The following is a 16,783-nucleotide window of genomic DNA, read 5'->3' as shown; positions in this document are numbered from 1 at the left end:
CGTAAATGACCCATTTTCAGTAAATATAAAAAGGTTTGGTCTGTATATGATACTTTTCCGCATGAAAGAGTCATAAAAAACCTAATGCGTTACTTAAATTAAGATTAAAGGCCATATATGAATCATGATGGTGCCACGCTTGCAGACAAACTGCAGACGATGAGCGAATTACTCAATGAGGTAAAAAAAGCGGTCACGCTACGAGCGCAGGAATCTGACCTGATGCTTGACCAGCAGGTTATCGCTGATTCCGCCGATTTGGGGCAACAATTGAATCAGCGCCGCAAAGAATTAGCCATCGACATGGCGACGCTTGAACTACAAACCGGCGTCTCGGCATCCACGCTTAAACGGCTATTTAAAGATCCTGAGCAGGTCAAATTTGGCACGGTATTACGTGTTGCCGACGCACTGGGCGTGAAATTATGCGCCGCATTGTAGAAGTGTGGTTGTACGGTGAACCCGTAGGGGAGTTGCGTCAGGATGATGACGGTTTTGCATTTAGTTATCGCGCAGATTATATCGGCCCCCCGCTGTCGTTAAGTTTACCGGTGCGCATCGGTCATTTTCGCAGCGCCACGCTGCCGCCCTTTTTTGCTTCCCTGGCCCCGGAGGGCTGGTTGAAAATGCGTTACAGCCAGCTACAACAGCGCGACGAGCATGACCTCCTCGGGATGCTTATCGACAACGGCAAAAACCTGATTGGCGCGGTACAACTGGTCAACATACAGGAGGATTAACAATGGGATTCGCCACGCATTGCCACATTCTTTTGACTCCGCTGGTGCAGGCCAAAGAGCAAGAATCGGGTTATTCAGCCAAAGGGCTGAAGCATTTAACAGGCACGGGCAAAGTGAACCCGCAGCTAAGTTTTACTCGCAGCGAATTTATTCATGAGCTGCCAAAAGCCCAGCGGGGCATGAGCATTTCTGGCTATCAGCCAAAGCTCCAGATGGTGGTTCACGATGGTGAATTTGCGGTCGTCGAACATCAGGGGGAGTACATTCTTAAACCCTCCCCGGCTGAGTTTCCGCATCTGGCAGAAAACGAACACGCCACCATGACGCTTATGGCACGGCTAGGTTTTGATGTGCCGCCGCACGGCCTGGTGAGTTTTGCCCCCGAGCATGATGAACCCCATGAGCTGGCCTTTGTGATCCGCCGTTTTGACCGTGATATTCAAACTGGTGCTGCGATTCATCAGGAACAGCTTGATGCCGCCATGAACGTGGGCGAGAAGTATGGGAAAACCGGCGGCGACGGCAAGCAATACGTTAGCTATCAGCAATTAGCGGAGTTTTTGACTCAGCATGTGAATAGCAACCTCGCTTTTAAAATCGACCTGTTCCGCCGCATTGTGTATGCCTATCTGCTGGGCAATAACGATATGCATCTGCGCAATTTCGGGCTGATACACCCAAGATTTGGTGAGCCTCGGTTGTCTCCGGTCTATGATTTTGTCTCCGTTGCGCCCTATCAGAGCATTTTCAGCTCCGGGTTTATGGCACTGCCGCTGCTGACATGCGAAGAAGGCGACCGCGAACGGGCGCCGGGTTTTAAAACGGCTTATGGCGAATATCTTGGGATGGATTTCCGGGCGCTTGGTTTAAGCATCGGCCTGACGGAGAAGCTGATTGTGAAGCTGATTAACGATCTGCAAAAAGAGAGCCGTATTGTGGAGGCGGTTTATCGTGATTCGTTTATGCCAGCAGAAGCGGTTGATGCCACGCTACGCTGTTACCGTCAGCGGTTGGATCGGTTAATGCGTTTAGATGAGGCGGAAATTTAGGCATAATTCTCACGGACCCCACCCCAACCCTCCCCTTGTCAGGGGAGGGAGCCGTTAACCCCTCATATCTTTTAGCTCCTCCCCCTGACAAGGGGGAGGTTGGGTGGGGGTCACCAACAGCTTAACGACAGCTCCCAGGTTTACCCAATCTAGAACGTTTCCCAATTCTCATCTGAACTACCCGCAGCCGCTTTGCGATTCAGAACCGGTGCGAGTGGCATTTTAGGTTCAGGGCTTCGCGCAGCCGCAGGGGTTTCCTGATTAATACGAAACACCGATACGGCCTGGGTCAGACGGCTCGCCTGCTCTTCGAGTGCCGAGGCGGCAGCAGCAGACTCTTCAACCAACGCGGCATTCTGCTGCGTTACACGGTCCATTTCAGAAACCGCCAGGCCCACCTGGTCGATACCGCGGCTTTGCTCATCGGAAGCCGAGGCGATTTCGCCCATGATATCCGTTACGCGCGTCACCGCATTGACGATCTCGTCCATGGTTTCGCCTGCGCTTTCAACAAGCGTTGAGCCGGTATCCACTTTATTGACGGAGTCTTCAATCAGGCCTTTGATCTCTTTCGCAGCTTGCGCACTGCGTTGTGCCAGGTTACGGACTTCACCCGCTACCACCGCAAAGCCACGGCCTTGCTCTCCGGCACGCGCCGCTTCTACCGCCGCGTTCAGGGCCAGAATGTTGGTCTGGAAGGCAATACCGTCAATGACGCTGGTAATATCGGCGATCTTCTTCGAGCTGCTGGCGATGTCGTTCATGGTGCGCACCACGTTATCCACCACTTTGCCGCCCTTCTGCGCGGTTTCGGACGCGCTCAATGCCAGTTGACTTGCCTGACGGGCGTTTTCCGCATTCTGCTTAACGGTTGCGGTCAACTGTTCCATGCTGGCTGCGGTTTCTTCAAGCGAAGCCGCTTGCTGCTCGGTACGCGAAGAGAGATCGTTATTGCCGATGGAAATTTCACTGGCACCGCTATAAATCGCGTTTGCACCGTTACGCACATCGCTGACGGTACTCATCAGCTCAGACTGCATGTGGCGAAGGCTTGCCGCCAGTTGCCCCATTTCGTTTTTACCTTCCACATCAATCGTGCGCACCAGGTCACCACTCGCAATATGGCGAATGCTTTCCAGCAGGCGATGAAGAGGCTCAATCAGCGTTTTTCTGATACCAAACCAGACGGTAATAATAGCCAGCGCAACCAGCGCCAGAATCACCACCAGAATCCAGATAGCCTGTGAATAGGAGTGATTGTTGTCATCAACCGCCTCTTGATACAGTTGGTCGTTTTGTTGCAGGTAGTTAACGTACTGCTGCTCAAAACCATCCTGATATTTTTGCGTAGGCTGGTCGAAAAATTCGTTAATTTTGCCTGCGCCAAGAAGCTGAATCAGCTCGGCCAGCGCGCCATGGTAAATACCATAGTTGCGTTTGATCTCATTGATGGATTCTTCACTCTGACGGGGATCGTGTGGCAGAGACTCATAGGCCGCCCATTGCGTTTCAGCCTGTTTTAAAGACTGGCTGGCGATAAGCATCAGCTCATTTACCGTCGAACCGCTACCGGTATTATTGGCATCCATCATATGACGGATACCCGCGCGGTTGAGCGTGTTACGGGTTTGCAATAACGCCACCCAACTCCCGTTGAGCGTGGATTGTTGCTGGCGAATGGTTTGCAGCACAGTAAAGTTTTCTTTGTCGTTTTTCAGCGCGTTGAAAAACAACCCACCGGAGGTTACCTGTAATACACCAAATAAGCCCAGGACAAACAGTAGACTGGTTACTACTTTTATACGGTTTAACATGCTTTTTTATTCTCATGACAACAGAAGCATAGAGTTTCGGCAGTTTGCGCCAAAACTTTATGCTTATCGTCTAAGAATCAGCTACGTTCGATATCTTTAGCGGCCTGATCCAGGGTATCGATGATTTTATACAGCGTCTCTTTAGGCAAATCGCTCTGGCCCAGTTTGGTGTTAAGCGCCATTTTGAAGTTGTGAATCGCACGCTGTATTTCAGGAAGTCGGCGGTTATCGCCTAAAACACCCAGCGATTCGAGCTTCGCGATAATGTGACCAAGATGTTCTTGTTGGGCGGCGAGTTCCGCGCGGCCTTCTTCGGTCAGCATCCACGCCTTTTTGCTGCTGTCGTTTTGCACCGCGGCAATAAACCCCATCTCTTCAAGCAAAGAGAGGTTTGGGTAGATAATCCCCGGGCTTGGGACGTACTCGCCTTTTGCCGTCGCCTCAATGGACTTGATCAGCTCATAGCCGTGTGCCGCATTGCTTGAGAGGAAATGCAGGATCAACAGCCGAATGTCGTTGGCATCAAACAGACGCTCACGACGCATCCGCGCTTTGCCTTCCATGCCGCCATGTTCGTGATGACCATGGCCGCCCCTTTCGTGGCGTTCATGTTTTGCACAGAAACCGTGATGGAGATGATGGATTCTCATATTCGTTTCCTTATTTTTTATGCCAGTAAGCCACGGCGCGAACGTAATCCCCGTCCAGACCACGGGTTTCCAGCAGTTCATCGCTCAGCTTTTTCACGTCATGCCCTTCGCCGGTCGCCCAGACAAAATAGTCGCTGGCCGGAAATTCAAGGTTTCTGACGCGTTCGGCGATAGATTCGCTATCAAGCCACTCAATCTGCGCGCCTTGAAATTCGCTGAGATACTCGTGAGTTTGCGCGTGATGGCTGTTAACCAGCACGATAGGCGCGCTATTTTCAGGCAGCGATAACAGACGGCGACGAACCGCCGGGAGGCCACTTTCATCGCAAATATAGAGCTGGAAAGCGTAATGGGTCGGTATAACCAGCGATCCTCTCGGGCCGCCGATAAGCAGCGTGTCGCCTGGTGCCGCATTTTCAGCCCACTGGCTGGCAACACCGCCGTCGTGGATATAAAAATCCAGCGTCAGTTCATTGAGCGCGGCGTCAAACGCAAGCGGCGTATAGTCCCGGGAAACGGGCCGTGCGCCCTCACCCCAGACAATGCCGTCGTCTGTTACGGACGGGCGTGCAAAATCGCCACCCGCCGGTGGGAAAAAGACTTTTACGTGGTCATCAAATCCCTGCGAGGAAAAACCTGCAAGATCGGGGCTGGTAAATACGATGCGGTAAAAACAACCCGCGACGGTGACTTTGCTTTTTACGGTTAAATCGCGGAATTTGAGTTCGTTTTTTACGCGTTTTGGAAGATTAGGTTTAGTTTTTTCGGTCATCGGGTTCTCATCTTTTCGAAGTGTAAGATATATCATAGATATGTTTTAGCACATGAGAACCCGATTGTCCTGGGCAATTTTTGCGGTTTAGTCTGTCGCGTTACGATGAGGATCAGGCGTTCAGCCAGGTCTGGCCTTCCGCTTTCATATTTCGCTCTAATTCGCTACCCCGGGTAGCAAACACGCGCTTAACCGGGAAGCCACTTTTTTCCAGCAGGTAAGCCAGGGCGGCATATTCCCGCGGATATTTTTCAGCAACGCTTGTGTCTATTTCGGTTAGCCCCATTGGGAAGCTGAAAGTCCCCATGTCATAAACACTCTGACGATGAACCAGTTTCCAGATGCCATCTCGCTTCTCAACCAGGTCGTAGAAACGGTTATGGTTGTTACAGCCGAGGTTAAGTTTGACGTTCTCCGCGATAATAATGGCGTTGGTTTCAACAATAGCCCGGTTGCCATTGAAGGTAACAATCGGGCTTCCCATAAGATGTTTGGTTCTGAGGTCAGATGCTCCCATACGCGCCGAGGCATTAACAAAGTCACTGAACAGCCCTTCAAACCAGGTCACTTCTATCGTGCCATCAGGATGAAACAGCGAGCGCAGCGCATCCCACTCGCTCAGGTCGCGATGGATCCAGCCATTCATCAGGTCGGTAATTTGCAGGCGATCTTCCAGTCTATTTTTCATGGTTAATACTCCGGTGTAGGAAACGTTATAACTTGAGATGAGCTGGAGTATTCACCTTCGCTTCGATAACATCCAATAGGTTAAAGTGACACATCAATCATATTTAATGATTGATTGAGGAGAAGGCATGGATTTACGGCAGCTACGTTATTTTCTGGCAGTGGCGGAAGAAAAGCATTTTGGCCGAGCCTCGCGCAATTTGAACATCGTGCAGCCTGCGCTAAGCATGCAAATTCGCGCCCTGGAAGAAGAGCTCGGGGGCGCACTTTTCCGCCGCACCAGCCGAAGCGTGGAGCTGACGGAAGCCGGAAAATTATTTCAGACTGAGGCCCGCCGCACGCTGGAACAGGCGGAGTTTACCAGGCTGTCAGTCCAACGCTCTCTGCGCGGGGAGACGGGTACGGTGCGAATAGGATTTGCCGGAAATGCCATATTCAGCGGCAAACTGACCCGTGATTTGCGTCTGTTCCGCAAAAAATATCCTGATGCTGAAATGATTATCCAGGAGGTCAGCCCGCAGCAGCAGGTAGATGCGATTCTCGCCGGGCAACTGGATATCGGTTACACACCGAGCCACAGTAAAACCGCCACTGCCGGGATAGAAGTGCAGCGGATCGGGGACTGGGCGTTTCTGGTGGCGCTTTCGGATGAGCACCCGCTTGCTGAACATCCCGCTATCACCGTAGATATGCTCTCCGGCGAATCGCTGATTATGTACGACGCGCATGATAGCCAGGAGTATCTGTGGGTGATGCTCAGCCAGAAACTGGGGAATCACTTACGTGTGGCACATCAGCCTGACAGTACCCTGAGCGTTCTGGCTATCGCTGCTGCAGGATTGGGGCTGGCGCTGGTACCCGCCCCTCTACAGCAGGTCAATATCCCTGGACTTGTCTACCGCAAGTTGAATGCCCCGGAGTTGATGGCCAATCTGCTATTGATAGGCCGAGTGAATGAAACCAAAGGTGCAGTTAACGCTTATCTGGCGATGGCAAACCAAAAAGGATAGTAACGCGCCTCGCGGATCGCAAATTGACAAACCCTTACGAAGCGAGGCTTCCCATTCTGGTTAAGGGGGGCCTACACTGCAAAAGGCAGCGATTGCCAGGCGAAATTCCTTTCACCATCTAACAGTCCAGGAGGTTTGCAATGTTTCCTGAGTACCGTGAACTGATCAACGAACTAAAATCCGCTAACCCGCGTTTCCTCAGCTTGTTTGACAAGCACAATCAGCTCGACGAAGAGATTTTACGCAAGGGGGGACCACAAGGGACGGGATACAACGAGAAGGTCGTGCAGATGAAAAAAGAGAAGCTGCGGCTAAAAGATGAGTTGTATCAAATGTTGAAGAATGCCAGCCAGTAGGTTCGTTTTCAGGAAGGGGAACTCCCCTTCCTTTATGTTTTACGCTTTAGAGTCCAGCGTAAAAACAATCGCATAAAGTTGATTTAACCCCGGATAAATTTCTGCAATCACCGCTTTAAGTTCTGGTAGCGTCATATTTTCCTGGCGAGCATGCTCATCGGTCAGTTGGTCGAGCATGACAGGCGTTACGCTGACCACTTCGATAGTGCAAAAATAGACATCATCTTCATAGCGCCCTACGCGTAGCTTCTGGCCTGGCGTAAAGTGGGATTCTGACGCATCACGCAAGGTGATGGTTTTGCGTCCGGCGAGAATATCGCCCTCAAAACGCTGAAAAAAGGTTATGTCATTCATGGCGCACCTTAACTTTGTCGAACTAAACGAATTAGAACAGCGAGAACATCAACGCGACCGGAAAACTCATTGGCCACGTCGCGCCCACCAGGGCCGAGCATAACAGTTTAATTCTTTTGGTATCGTGAGCCAAAAACCAGGTGATGAGCGCGGTGATTAACGACATTACAGCGTAAAAAACCAACATATGTTGATAAAGGGTCATGGGGATAAATGCGTGTATTCAAATTTGACGCAAAATATGCCCTTTTTTATGACCTGGATCAAGTTTTGAAAACCTGAAACCGATAGGCGTGTGCAATTTTCAACCAAAACCCAGGCATTCATGCACTCTTTTCTTATTTAGAATAATCACCTACGTGTCATTGCATAGCTTGCTTATAATATCTTTTGTTAATGTGATTATCGGAAAGATTGATATGGATATAAACCTGAATACCCTACTAAATATTCACAATAAAAAAACAATTATTGGAAATTTAATTTCCATTTACCACCCAATGGTTAAGCACCACTTATGGATTTAGATTAAATAAAAAACATAATAATTATATTCAAGCTATAATTATTACAATAAACAACCTTAACGTTAATTCATCTAAAGAATTGCGTTTCCTATAAGGATCTTAAAACTTAATTCCCTTGCTATTCGTTAAGAAGATTATGATAATGTGGTTATACATCAGTACAAATTTTCTTCTATGCTAGCTTGTATAAATAAGAATATTCAAAATGTTCAAATTAACCTCTAAAAAAGCATTGATATTAACCGTTCTTGTTATTATTGCCCCTTTTGTTCTGGTTTCCACATATTCATTTTTCTACATTAAATTTGAAATAGAAAATAACTTTAATGAAACAATGGTGAGATTCACCAGAAACATTGCCTATGCCAGCATAGAAACCCCCGTCAGAAAAATTAATAAAAAACTCAGCGCAATGGCTGGCATGATTAGCAAGGAAGATATTGCTGAATACATCTCTCCTGAGTATTCAGAATTAAACTCATTGCTACCTTCATTAATAAACTCTAATGAGATGTTCTCAAGTGTACTGTTGTCAGATAGCCATAACCGGTACAGAGTTTACCCGCATAAAGACTATCAAGAGTTTAAACCGTCCGAACGCCCTTGGTTTCCGGTAGACGGCGTTAAAGACGCCATTTATTTCTCGGATCCTTATGTAGGTGTCAGTAAAAGCCCCATGACAAACAAGCACCTGTGCGATGTCACGGTAAGTATGAATCTCTTTGATAAACAATCAGATTTTGTGGGAAATATTGCCCTTGACCTGGATCTGAATGCATTGAGCAACATTCTTAAAGGCCTTAGCGTCCCTTATAATGGCCGATTCAAGGTCGCCGCGATGGATGGCTCGGTCATTATGTACGCTAACACCAAGGAAATTTTCACCCGAAAAATACCTGAGTCATGGTTGAAAGAGATAAAAGAGACTTCGGGCTCATTTAAAGATGATGAAAATAAACAGATCGTTTTTTATCAGGCTTACCAGAATCCTGACTGGGTGGCATTATCCACCGTCAGCTATGACAATTATGACAAATTGCTGAATAGCGCTTATCTCGCATTAACCTATATCATCCTTGGCTGTTTAATTTGTTATCTTATTGTCGCAATTATTATCAGAATGTATCTTAAACAGTGGGTTGATGTCCTCTATCTCAGCATTAATGAAAATATTTCCAACGAAAGCCCGCGTAATCTGGAAAGTCTTTGCAAGGGAATAGCCAAAAAAAATGAAACGCTGAAAGAAGCGGTACAGGCTGCCACCACCGATCCGCTGACGAAAATTGGTTCGCGGCGGAAATTTGAACAGGATGTGCTGGACCTGTTTAATTCCCGTACCCCGTTCCATCTGGCCATGATCGACCTCGATAACTTTAAAAGAATCAATGACACCTGGGGCCATCAAACCGGTGACTGCGTTCTGCAAAATGTGAGCAAAGCCGGTGTCGAAAGATTGGGTGGAAAACACGCCATTTATCGATTTGGCGGTGAAGAATTAGTCGCATTAATTCATGATTTGCCCTTCAACGAATGCTATGAGCTTATTGATAGTTGGCGCTATACCGTCACGAAAAGAAAATGGCGTGAACAAGGCATGGTGGTTTCGTTTAGCTGCGGCATTGCCAGTTCAACAGAGTGCAACTCGATAGATGAAATGGTCGCCACGGCTGATAAATTGTTGTACCAGGCGAAAGAGTCAGGGAAAAACTGTATTTACCCTCCTCTTAGCTGATTTATCGCGCTCTTAAAGATCCAGATGGCGCAAGGTGCTCACCTTGCGCCTCAAAATAATAATTAATAAATATGGGTGAATTTTGCCTACATGATGAACTCTCGATTTCGATAACGACTATCTTTAATAAAGCAGTGTTATCCCATCGAGGTCACTATGTTCCTCAATTATTTCGCTCTGGGTGTTCTGATTTTTGTCTTTCTGGTGATTTTTTACGGAATCATCATTCTTCACGATATTCCCTATCTTATTGCTAAATCACGCAATCATCCCCACGCCGATGCGATACATGTCGCCGGCTGGGTCAGCTTGTTTACTCTGCATGTTATCTGGCCGTTTCTGTGGATCTGGGCGACGTTGTATCGCCCGGAACGCGGCTGGGGTATGCAGCAAAATGGCGACGAGACGCTGGCTTCATTGCAGCAAAGGGTGACCGAGCTTGAACAAAAACTCGACGACAAAAAAATAACGCCACTGGAGTAACACCATGGATTTGCTCATTATCCTGACTTATGTCGCGATTGCGTGGTCGATATTTAAGATATTCAAGATCCCGGTAAATAAATGGACAGTGCCAACGGCGGCACTGGGCGGCGTCTTTTTAATTGGCGCGCTCATTTTATTAATGAATTACAACCATCCTTATACTTTTCTGGCGCAAAAAGCAGTGATTTCTATTCCCCTAACGCCACAAGTTACGGGAATAGTGAGTGAAGTGACGGATAAACAAAACATGATGATCAAAAAAGGAGAAGTCCTGTTTAAATTAGACCCGACGCGCTACAAAACGCGCGTTGACAGACTACAAGCGGATTTGATGACGGCGATACACAATATCGATTCACTTAAAGGCCAGCTCGATGAGGCCATCGCCAATACCTCAGGCATCACGGCTGAACGCGACAGATTATATAAAGACTACCAGCGCTATCTGCGCGGAAGCAAAGCGCGGGTTAATCCCTTCTCAGAAAGCGATATTGATAATGCCCGCCAGAACTTTCTGGCCCAGGACGCGTTAGTTAAAGGCTCCGTTGCCGAACAGGCACAAATCCGCAGCCAGTTAGAGAGCATGGTCAATGGCGAACAGTCGCAGATTGTCAGTCTCCGGGCTCAACTGGCAGAAGCCAAATACAATCTTGACCAGACCGTGATTCGTGCACCAAGCGATGGCTACGTGACACAAGTGCTAATTCGTCCCGGCACCTACGCCGCGGCACTGCCCCTGCGCCCGGTGATGGTGTTTATCCCGCAACAGAAACGGCAAATCATCGCCCAGTTCAGGCAAAACTCGCTGCTACGTTTAGAGCCTGGCGATGAAGCGGAAGTGGTGTTTAATGCTCTGCCGGGACAGGTTTTTCAGGGGAAACTCACCTCCATCCTGCCCGTCGTTCCTGGGGGGAGTTATCAGGCCCAGGGATCTTTGCAATCGCTGACGTTAACGCCGGGCAGCGATGGCGTGCTGGCGGTGATTGAACTTGCGCCAAATGCGGAAGTAGATGCCCTGCCGGATGGGATTTTCGCTCAGGTTGCGGTCTATTCCGACCACTTTAGCCACGTTTCGGTGATGCGAAAGGTATTACTGCGGATGACAAGCTGGATGCACTATCTCTATCTCGACCATTAATAGGTTGATGCAAAGTGGCTGGAGAGCGCCCCAGCCACTTATATCGTTAATGTTTTATCATTACATGCCGAATCACGGTGTAATCTTCCAGGCCAAAGAGCGACATATCTTTACCGTATCCGGAAAGTTTTTGACCACCGTGCGGCATTTCGCTCACCAGCATGAAATGGGTATTCACCCAGGTACAGCCGTACTGCAAGCGCGCGCTTAAACGGTGCGCGCGCCGTACGTCTTGTGTCCAGACAGAAGAAGCCAGCCCGTAACTGGAATCGTTCGCCCAGCTCAGGACTTGCTCTTCGTCATCAAACGTCGTGACACTCACCACTGGGCCGAAAACCTCTTTTTGCACGATATCATCTTCCTGCTTCGCGCCGGCAAGCAGCGTTGGCTGGAAGTAGTACCCTGGCCCTTCTACTTTCGCCCCGCCCGTCACCACTTTTACATGCGGGAGCGCTTTTGCAGCATTCACCGCTTTGCTTACCCGCTCGAGGTGGGCGGCGGAACTCAGCGGCCCCAGTTCGGTGGATTCATCATCCGGTGCGCCATATTTCAGGCTGCTGACCGCCTCGCCCAGTTTTTCGACCAGTTTGTCGTAAATCCCTTTTTGGGCGTAGATACGACAGGCAGCGGTGCAGTCTTGCCCGGCGTTGTAATACCCAAAAGTCCTTACGCCTTCTACAACCGCATCTAAATCTGCATCATCAAAGACGATAACCGGCGCTTTGCCGCCGAGCTCCATATGAGTGCGTTTAATTGACGGCGCGGTATGGCTGATGATGTGCTCCCCGGTCGCAATGGAGCCGGTTAACGACACCATGCGCACTTTCGGGTGACCGGTCAGCGCATCACCCACCGTTTGCCCGCGTCCGAACAGCACGTTTAACACGCCAGCCGGGAAAATATCATTCGCCAGCTCAGCCAGTTTAAATGCGGTAAGCGGCGTGATTTCAGACGGTTTAATAACCACACAGTTACCGGCGGCGAGCGCCGGGCCAAGTTTCCAGGCCGCCATCATTAACGGGTAATTCCACGGCGCGATAGACGCCACAACGCCCACCGGATCCCGACGAACCATTGATGTGTGGCCGCTGAGATATTCTCCCGCCGCCAGGCCGTTCAGGCAGCGGCTTGCGCCAGCGAAGAAGCGGAATACATCCACCACCGCCGGAATCTCATCATTCAGGACGCAGTGATACGGCTTGCCGCAGTTGTGCGACTCAAGGCGAGCAAACGCTTCACCATTTTGCTCGATAGCATCGGCCAGCTTTAGCAGATGCTCGGCGCGTTCTTTCGGCGTGGTTTGCCCCCAACTGGCGAAAGCGTTATCCGCCGCCAGGACAGCATCATTAACCTGCTCCACTGTGGCTTCTGCAATGTCCAGCAGCACCTCGCCGGTTGCCGGATTGTAGACCGGCAATTTTTCACCCAGGCCGTCCACTAACTGGCCGTTAATTAAGAGTTGGCTTTGCATAGTGATACCCTTTCGTTATTTACCGCTGCCCGCAACGTCATCTCCGCCGCGACTCAGCCAGTACGCCCCTAAAATCGGAATGGTGGTCATCAGCATCACCATTAACGCCACCACATTGGTAACCGGCACCTCACGCGGTCGGCCCAGTTGGTTGAGCAGCCATAGCGGCAGAGTACGTTCATGCCCGGCGGTAAAGGTAGTGACAATAATTTCATCAAACGACAGCGCGAACGCCAGCATACCGCCCGCTAATAACGCGGACCCCAGGTTAGGTAAAATCACATAGCGGAAGGTCTGCCAGCCGTCAGCGCCCAAATCCATCGACGCCTCAATCAAGCTATACGAGGTGCGGCGAAAACGAGCGATAACGTTGTTAAACACAATGACCACGCAGAACGTGGCGTGCCCCACCACAATGGTGAAAAAACCCGGCTCAAAATTCATCATCTTGAAGGCCGTTAACAGCGCAAGGCCGGTGATAATCCCCGGCAGGGCAATCGGCAACAGCAGCAATAAAGAGATGGCGTTTTTGCCGAAGAATTCACGACGCCAGAGCGCTGCCGCCGCCAGTGTGCCAAGAATCAAAGCAAGTATAGTTGCTAGCGCGGCAATTTTTAGTGACAACGTCACGGCATCAAGAATATCACTTCGTGATGCCGCCACGCTGAACCAGTGCAAGGTCAGCCCTTTGGGGGGAAAGCTAAATGCCGCTTCTTCGGTGTTAAACGCGTACAGCGCGATAATCACCAGCGGAAAATGCAGGAAGATAACCCCGCCCCAGGCGGCAATTTTTAGCAATAACGGAGCGCGTTCAGAGTGCATCGAAAGCCCCCAGTCGTTTCACCAGTGAAAGATAAATGGCAATCAGCACAATCGGGACCAGCGTAAACGCGGCGGCCATCGGCATATTACCTATCGCCCCCTGCTGGGAGTAAACCATATTGCCGATGAAGTACCCCGGCGGCCCCACTAACTGCGGCACAATAAAATCACCGAGTGTTAGCGAGAACGTGAACACTGAACCCGCCGCCACGCCTGGGATCGCCAGGGGTAAAATCACATGGCGGAAGGTTTGAGCAGGACGCGCGCCCAAATCCGCAGAGGCCTGTAACAATGATGGCGGTAAACGCTCAAGCGCTGCCTGAATCGGCAAAATCATAAAGGGCAGCCAGATATAGAGAAAGACCAGGAAGCGCCCAAAACCTGAGGTCGACAAAGTGTTGCCGCCAATCGCTGGGATGGTCAGCATCAGGTTTAATACCGGTTCAAGCCCCATATGTTCCAGGAACCACTGCGCAACCCCATCGCGTGACAGCAACAGCGTCCAGGCATACGCCTTTACGATGTAGCTGGCCCACATCGGCAGCATCACGGCGATATAAAAAAATGCTTTGAGCTTGCCGCTGGTATAACGGGCCATAAAGTACGCCATCGGGAACGCCAGCACGGCACTGGCAAGCGTCACGGCAATAGCCATTGTCAACGTGCGTAGGATGATGTCGTAATTAGCCGGGTTAAACAGCGCGATGATGTTGGCGAAGGTCAGGTCAGGCGTGACCGACATGGTGAAATCATCGAAGGTGTAAAAACCTTGCCACAGCAGCGTTAACAGCGACCCAAGGTAAATCACACCAAACCACAGCAGCGGCGGGAGGAGTAATAACGCCAGCCAGAATCCGGGGCGCTGCCATAAAAACGTCGCGACGCGCCGCATCAGGCGGTTATCAGGATGGGATGTGGGAAGACTCATATCCATTTCATCCTTCCCCCTGCAACGGAACCATCGCCGCACGGGGCCAAACAGCGGTGACCTGCTGACCAATCTGATAGCGTTCTTCGCTGATGATGCGCTGCGGATTCGCTTCGCTGACCAACAGCTTTTCGCCACCGGCCAGCCGCAGTTCAAGGCGCGTTGCCGCCCCCTGGTAGTGGATCTCCTGAATCATGCCGGTGACCCGAATTTCACCGCTATTAACCGGTTCGTCGTTAAGAACGATATGCTCAGGTCGCAGGGAAAATAGCCCTTCTTCGCCGCACACTTTCCCGGAAAGCGCGGGCTGTAGAACATTCGAGGTGCCGACAAAACTCGCCACAAACGCCGTGCGCGGCTGCATATAGAGCTGGCGCGGGGTGTCCACCTGCTCGATACGCCCGTTGTTGAATACCGCAACGCGATCCGACATCGACAGCGCTTCGCTTTGGTCATGGGTGACGAAAATAAAGGTGATGCCCAGCTCGCGCTGAAGCTTCTTCAGCTCGCCCTGCATCTGTTCACGCAGTTTGAGATCCAGCGCGCCCAGCGGTTCATCGAGCAGTAACACGCGCGGACGATTTACCAGCGCACGCGCTAACGCCACTCGCTGACGCTGGCCACCGGAAAGCTGCGACGGTTTACGGGCATGAACAAATCCCAGGGCCACACGCTCGAGGGCTTCCTGCGCTTTGGCAAGCCGTGTTTTTTTATCGACACCTTTTACCATTAACCCGTAGGCGACATTTTCCAACACCGTCATATGCGGGAAGAGCGCGTAATCCTGGAAAACCGTATTCACATCGCGTTGGTAAGGCGGCACATCCTGCGCCGGTTTACCAAATATCGCGATCGTCCCGGATGTGACCTGCTCAAACCCGGCAATCAGGCGCAAGCAAGTGGTTTTGCCCGAGCCTGAGGGCCCGAGCATTGAGAAAAACTCTCCGTCTTCGATATCAATCGAGACGTTATCTACAGCTCGCACATCACCATAAAGGCGCGAGACGTTATGAAACTGCACGGCGTAGGGCATAACTCCTCCAGGCTTAACGGCCGCCCATAATGGCGATGTAATCCTGGGTCCAGCGGCTGTACGGCACGAACTTACCGCCATCGGCTACCGGTGTTTTCCAGAACACGATCTTATCGAAGTAATTAAAGCCGTTGGTTTCACAGCCTTTATCACCCAGTAATGTGCTGGCTTTACAGCCTTCGGCAACCGCTGGCAGTGAGCCAAACCACGCCGCCACATCCCCCTGAACTTTCGGTGTAAGGGAGTGGTTCATCCACTTGTAGGCGCAATTCATATGTTTTGCGTCGACGTGCAGCATGGTGGTATCAGCCCAACCGGTCACGCCCTCTTTTGGGAAGACTGTGGCGATTGGCTGGTTTTCGCCTTTCAGAGCGTTGGCCTGATACGGCCAGGCGCTGGAGGCAACTACACCTTCGTTTTTGAAGTCGCTCATCTGAACGGTGGTATCGTGCCAGTAGCGGTGAATCAGACCGTGTTGATCGCGCAGTACTTTTAGCACCGCCTGATACTGTTCTTCAGAAAGCTGATACGGGTCGGTGATGCCCAATTGCGGCTGGGTGGCTTTCACAAATAGCGCGGCATCGGCGATGTAAATTGGGCCGTCATAGGCCTGCACGCGGCCCTGGTTAGTTTTTCCGTCCGGCAAATCTTGTTTCACAAACACCACGCTCCAACTGTCAGGCGGCGTCGGGAACGTTTTAGTGTTGTACATCAGTAGGTTTGGCCCCCACTGATACGGTGTGCCATACACTTTGCCGTCGACATTAAACCAGGATCCTTTTACCAGACGCGGATCGACGTTTTTCCAGTTCGGGATAAGCGCAGTGTTAATGGGCTGCACGCGTTTGCCCATAATCAGGCGCAGGGAAGCATCCCCCGAGGCGGTCACCACGTCATAACCGCCCTTCGCCATTAAACTCACCATTTCATCGGACGTTGCGGCGGTTTTCACATTGACCTTACAGCCGGTCTCTTTTTCGAAGCTGGTCACCCAATCGTAGGCTTTGTCGGTATCGCCACGTTCGATATAACCCGGCCAGGCGATGATATCGAGCTGCCCTTCACCGTCGCCAATTTTGTCTGGAAGCCCTGCCGCCTGTGCAGAAAGCACGGTCAAACAGAGTGAGGATAGAGCCCATATAGCCTGTTTTGTACGCATTGCTGCTACTCCTGTCTGAAAGATAAAGGCGGCACGCCATGAGAAAGTGCCGAAT

General features: G+C 50.7%; 19 protein-coding genes. 8 read left to right on the top strand and 11 right to left on the bottom strand.

Annotation, left to right across the window (positions count from 1 at the left end; genetic code table 11):
• Positions 1 to 117 precede the first annotated feature (117 nt).
• Genes AB1E22_RS20120 through AB1E22_RS20110 form a run of 3 tightly spaced genes read left to right on the top strand, consistent with a single transcriptional unit; the run spans position 118 to position 1,789 of the window.
• A complete protein-coding gene (locus AB1E22_RS20120; RefSeq protein WP_367596992.1) occupies positions 118 to 441 on the top strand; it encodes a helix-turn-helix domain-containing protein in 324 nt (107 codons plus the stop codon).
• On the top strand, positions 426 to 740 hold the full coding sequence (locus AB1E22_RS20115; RefSeq protein WP_367596991.1) for a HipA N-terminal domain-containing protein: 315 nt from the start codon (positions 426 to 428) through the stop codon (positions 738 to 740). Before AB1E22_RS20120 ends, AB1E22_RS20115 begins: the two co-directional genes overlap by 16 nt.
• A 2-nt stretch (positions 741 to 742) precedes the next feature.
• A complete protein-coding gene (locus AB1E22_RS20110) occupies positions 743 to 1,789 on the top strand; it encodes a type II toxin-antitoxin system HipA family toxin (RefSeq protein WP_367596990.1) in 1,047 nt (348 codons plus the stop codon).
• 149 nt (positions 1,790 to 1,938) lie between these two features.
• Here AB1E22_RS20110 and tsr read toward each other — a convergent pair whose 3' ends face one another.
• The 4 genes from tsr to AB1E22_RS20090 all read right to left on the bottom strand — a co-directional run bounded on the left by tsr (position 1,939) and on the right by AB1E22_RS20090 (position 5,713).
• On the bottom strand, positions 1,939 to 3,603 hold the full coding sequence (tsr, locus tag AB1E22_RS20105; RefSeq protein ID WP_367596989.1) for a methyl-accepting chemotaxis protein: 1,665 nt from the start codon (positions 3,601 to 3,603) through the stop codon (positions 1,939 to 1,941).
• 77 nt (positions 3,604 to 3,680) lie between these two features.
• Entirely contained in the window at positions 3,681 to 4,253 is a 573-nt protein-coding gene (locus tag AB1E22_RS20100; RefSeq protein ID WP_367596988.1) for a PadR family transcriptional regulator, read from the bottom strand.
• Between the two features lie 10 nt (positions 4,254 to 4,263).
• The gene (locus tag AB1E22_RS20095) at positions 4,264 to 5,025 is read right to left on the bottom strand and encodes a siderophore-interacting protein (RefSeq protein ID WP_367596987.1); all 762 of its coding nucleotides are present in this window, start codon (positions 5,023 to 5,025) and stop codon (positions 4,264 to 4,266) included.
• Positions 5,026 to 5,137: 112 nt separating this feature from the next.
• Positions 5,138 to 5,713, bottom strand: coding sequence for a nuclear transport factor 2 family protein (locus tag AB1E22_RS20090; RefSeq protein WP_367596986.1), 576 nt, complete (start codon positions 5,711 to 5,713; stop codon positions 5,138 to 5,140).
• Positions 5,714 to 5,840: 127 nt separating this feature from the next.
• Between AB1E22_RS20090 and AB1E22_RS20085 the strand changes: the two genes are divergently transcribed.
• Positions 5,841 to 6,722 carry a LysR substrate-binding domain-containing protein gene (locus AB1E22_RS20085; RefSeq protein ID WP_367596985.1) on the top strand — a complete coding sequence of 294 codons (882 nt, stop codon included), beginning with the start codon at positions 5,841 to 5,843 and terminating at the stop codon, positions 6,720 to 6,722.
• Between the two features lie 140 nt (positions 6,723 to 6,862).
• Positions 6,863 to 7,078 carry a YdcH family protein gene (locus AB1E22_RS20080; protein WP_367596984.1) on the top strand — a complete coding sequence of 72 codons (216 nt, stop codon included), beginning with the start codon at positions 6,863 to 6,865 and terminating at the stop codon, positions 7,076 to 7,078.
• Positions 7,079 to 7,117: 39 nt separating this feature from the next.
• On the opposite strand, the gene yqfB is transcribed toward AB1E22_RS20080, so the two are convergent.
• Together yqfB and AB1E22_RS20070 are read right to left on the bottom strand one after the other, a co-directional pair.
• Positions 7,118 to 7,432, bottom strand: coding sequence for a N(4)-acetylcytidine aminohydrolase (gene yqfB / locus AB1E22_RS20075; protein ID WP_367596983.1), 315 nt, complete (start codon positions 7,430 to 7,432; stop codon positions 7,118 to 7,120).
• 31 nt (positions 7,433 to 7,463) lie between these two features.
• Positions 7,464 to 7,637, bottom strand: coding sequence for a GhoT/OrtT family toxin (locus AB1E22_RS20070; protein WP_367596982.1), 174 nt, complete (start codon positions 7,635 to 7,637; stop codon positions 7,464 to 7,466).
• 527 nt (positions 7,638 to 8,164) lie between these two features.
• On the opposite strand from AB1E22_RS20070, the gene AB1E22_RS20065 reads away from it, so the two are divergent.
• The 3 genes from AB1E22_RS20065 (at position 8,165) to AB1E22_RS20055 (ending at position 11,315) form a co-directional block, all read left to right on the top strand.
• Entirely contained in the window at positions 8,165 to 9,691 is a 1,527-nt protein-coding gene (locus AB1E22_RS20065; protein WP_367596981.1) for a sensor domain-containing diguanylate cyclase, read from the top strand.
• A gap of 156 nt (positions 9,692 to 9,847) precedes the next feature.
• Positions 9,848 to 10,174, top strand: a complete 327-nt coding sequence (locus AB1E22_RS20060) for a DUF3302 domain-containing protein (RefSeq protein WP_367596980.1) — start codon at positions 9,848 to 9,850, stop codon at positions 10,172 to 10,174.
• 4 nt (positions 10,175 to 10,178) lie between these two features.
• Positions 10,179 to 11,315, top strand: coding sequence for an HlyD family secretion protein (locus tag AB1E22_RS20055; protein WP_367596979.1), 1,137 nt, complete (start codon positions 10,179 to 10,181; stop codon positions 11,313 to 11,315).
• A 46-nt stretch (positions 11,316 to 11,361) separates the two neighbouring features.
• Here AB1E22_RS20055 and patD read toward each other — a convergent pair whose 3' ends face one another.
• The 5 genes from patD to ydcS are packed head-to-tail and all read right to left on the bottom strand — an operon-like array spanning position 11,362 to position 16,728.
• On the bottom strand, positions 11,362 to 12,786 hold the full coding sequence (patD, locus tag AB1E22_RS20050) for an aminobutyraldehyde dehydrogenase (protein WP_367596978.1): 1,425 nt from the start codon (positions 12,784 to 12,786) through the stop codon (positions 11,362 to 11,364).
• A gap of 15 nt (positions 12,787 to 12,801) precedes the next feature.
• Positions 12,802 to 13,608, bottom strand: coding sequence for an ABC transporter permease (locus AB1E22_RS20045; protein ID WP_367596977.1), 807 nt, complete (start codon positions 13,606 to 13,608; stop codon positions 12,802 to 12,804).
• A complete protein-coding gene (locus AB1E22_RS20040) occupies positions 13,598 to 14,536 on the bottom strand; it encodes an ABC transporter permease (RefSeq protein WP_437178397.1) in 939 nt (312 codons plus the stop codon). The genes AB1E22_RS20045 and AB1E22_RS20040 overlap by 11 nt, the downstream gene beginning before the upstream one ends.
• A gap of 7 nt (positions 14,537 to 14,543) precedes the next feature.
• Positions 14,544 to 15,569, bottom strand: coding sequence for an ABC transporter ATP-binding protein (locus tag AB1E22_RS20035; RefSeq protein ID WP_367596975.1), 1,026 nt, complete (start codon positions 15,567 to 15,569; stop codon positions 14,544 to 14,546).
• Between the two features lie 13 nt (positions 15,570 to 15,582).
• A complete protein-coding gene (ydcS, locus tag AB1E22_RS20030; protein ID WP_367596974.1) occupies positions 15,583 to 16,728 on the bottom strand; it encodes a putative ABC transporter substrate-binding protein YdcS in 1,146 nt (381 codons plus the stop codon).
• Between the last annotated feature and the right edge of the window lie 55 nt (positions 16,729 to 16,783).

Source organism: Buttiauxella gaviniae (genome assembly GCF_040786275.1).
GTDB lineage: Bacteria > Pseudomonadota > Gammaproteobacteria > Enterobacterales > Enterobacteriaceae > Buttiauxella > Buttiauxella gaviniae_A.
Note: the sequence above shows the minus strand (reverse complement) of the source record. Positions and strands in the feature narration are given on the sequence as shown.